Genomic DNA, 2270 nt, shown 5'->3' with positions numbered 1-2270 from the left:
CCTCCACACTCCGCCCCGACAACACCCACGGCACCACGCCGCCCTCCCCGCCAACCGCACACTCCGGCCCGGCCGCCGTCTCCAGCTCAGGGGGCTGCTCCAGAATCAGATGCGCGTTCGTTCCGGAGATGCCGAACGAGGACACGCCTGCGCGGCGCGGGTGGTCGGTCTGCGGCCAGTCCGCCTGTTCGCTGAGCAGGCGTACGGCTCCCGTACCCCAGTCGACGTGCGGGGAGGGCTCGTCGATGTGCAGCGAGGCGGGCAGGACGCCGTGCCGCAGCGCCTGCACCATCTTGATCACACCCGCCACCCCGGCGGCCCCCTGGGTGTGCCCGATGTTCGACTTCACCGAGCCCAGCCACAGCGGCCGGTCCTCCGGGCGGTTCCGGCCGTAGACGGCGAAGAGCGCGTCCGCCTCGATCGAGTCGCCGAGGACGGTGCCGGTGCCGTGTGCTTCCACGGCGTCGACCTCGGACGCCGACAGCCCCGCGCTGGTCAGGCTCTGGCGGATCACCCGCTGCTGCGAGGGGCCGTTGGGTGCGGTGAAGCCGTTGCTGGCGCCGTCCTGGTTGACGGCGGAGCCGCGGATGACCGCCAGTATCCGGCGCCCGGCGCGCTGTGCGTCGGACAGGCGCTCCAGCATCACCACACCGACGCCCTCGCCCCATCCGGTGCCGTCGGCCGTCGAGGCGAATGCCTTGCACCGCCCGTCGGGTGACAGCCCGCGCTGCCGGGAGAAGCCGGTGAAGACCTCCGGGGTGACCATGACCGTGACGCCGCCGGCCAGCGCCAGCTCGCACTCGCCCTGCCGCAGCGCCTGGGCCGCCAGATGGATCGCCACCAGCGACGACGAGCATGCGGTCTCGATGGTCACCGCTGGGCCCTCCAGGCCGAGGGAGTAGGCCACCCGGCCCGACAGCAGGCTGGGTGCGTCGCCCGCGTATCCCTCGGTGGCCTGCGAGGTGCCGCTCTTTCCGGAGCTGCCGGTCGTCGCTGTGCCCGCGTAGACGCCGGTGCGGGTGCCGCGCAGCGAGAGGGGGTCGATCCCGGCGCGTTCGATCGCTTCCCAGGAGGTCTCCAGCAGCAGCCGCTGCTGCGGGCTGCTCGCCAGCGCCTCGCGGGGGCTGATTCCGAAGAAGCCCGCGTCGAACTGGTCGGCGTCGTCGAGGAAGGCACCCTTGCGGGTGTAGCTGGTGCCGGGGTGGTCCGGGTCGGGGTGGTAGAGGCCCTCCAGGTCCCAGCCGCGGTCGGCGGGGAAGTCGCGAACGGTGTCGACGCCCGAGGAGACCAGTTCCCACAGCGCCTCCGGGGAGGTCGCTCCGCCGGGGAAGCGGCAGGCCATGGCGGTCACGGCCACCGGGTCCCGGGACTGCTCCTCGGCTTGCCGCAGGCGTCGGCGGGTGTCCTGCAAGTCGGCGGTGACGCGCTTGAGATACTCGACCAGCTGCTCTTCCGTAGCCATCTGTCCCTCACCCGGCCCTGTCGCGTACGGGCCACGTCCGAGCCTTCAGGACGTGCCCAGTTCGTTGTCGATGAAGTCAAGGAGCTGGTCCGCCGAGGCGGCGTGCAGCCGCTCCGTGGCGGTGCTGTTGTCGTGGGCGGGCGTCCGTGCCGCCTTCCACTGGGCGAGCAGGGACTCCAGCCGTGCCGTGACGGCGCCTGCTTCGCTGTCCGCCAGGGCGACGGAGTTCAACGTGCTCTCCAGTCGCGCCAGTTCGCCGAGCACCGGTTCGACGTCCGCCGGCGCCTCGGGGGTGCCGCTGTGCGGGCCGATCAGCTCCCGCAGGAGTCCGGCGACCGCGCCGGGGTGCGGATAGTCGAAGACCAGCGCGGTGGGCAGCCGGCGTCCGATCGCGGAGCCGAGCCGGTTGCGCAGTTCCACCGCGGTCAGCGAGTCGAAACCCAGGTCCTTGAACGGGGCGTCGGCCTGGACCGCCTCGGGGTCGCCATGGCCCAGTACGGTCGCGACGTGGCCCCGCACCAGGTTGAGGAGGGCCCGGTGCTGCTCGCTCGCGGAGAGCCCGGCCAGCCGTCCCGCCCAGTCCTCGGGCTGCCCGTCCGCCGCGGCCGCGGTCCGCCTGACGGGGCCGCGCGCACGTCCCGCGGCGAGCGTCCGCAGAGCGGGCGGCAGCTCACCGGCGGGCTGGGCGGTGAGGGCGCGGGGGTCCAGGTCCATCGCCAGCAGATGCGGACCCCCATGAGCCAGGCTCGCATCCAGCAGCCCCAACGCCCGCTCACTGGAGAGCGCACCCACACCCGAACGCGCCATC

The 2270-nt window shown here is 73.1% G+C and carries 2 protein-coding genes; both read right to left on the bottom strand.

Features of this window, described 5'->3' with window-relative positions; genetic code table 11:
• The coding region (locus G5C65_RS35745; protein WP_206442646.1) for a type I polyketide synthase at positions 1 to 1462 on the bottom strand (1462 nt) is incomplete at its 3' end.
• 45 nt (positions 1463 to 1507) lie between these two features.
• On the bottom strand, positions 1508 to 2270 hold a 763-nt coding region (locus tag G5C65_RS35740; protein ID WP_241266300.1), incomplete at its 5' end, for a phosphopantetheine-binding protein.

The sequence above is a fragment of the Streptomyces boncukensis genome (genome assembly GCF_011045075.1).
Lineage (GTDB): Bacteria > Actinomycetota > Actinomycetes > Streptomycetales > Streptomycetaceae > Streptomyces > Streptomyces boncukensis.
This window is presented reverse-complemented; position numbering and strand designations above follow the sequence as displayed.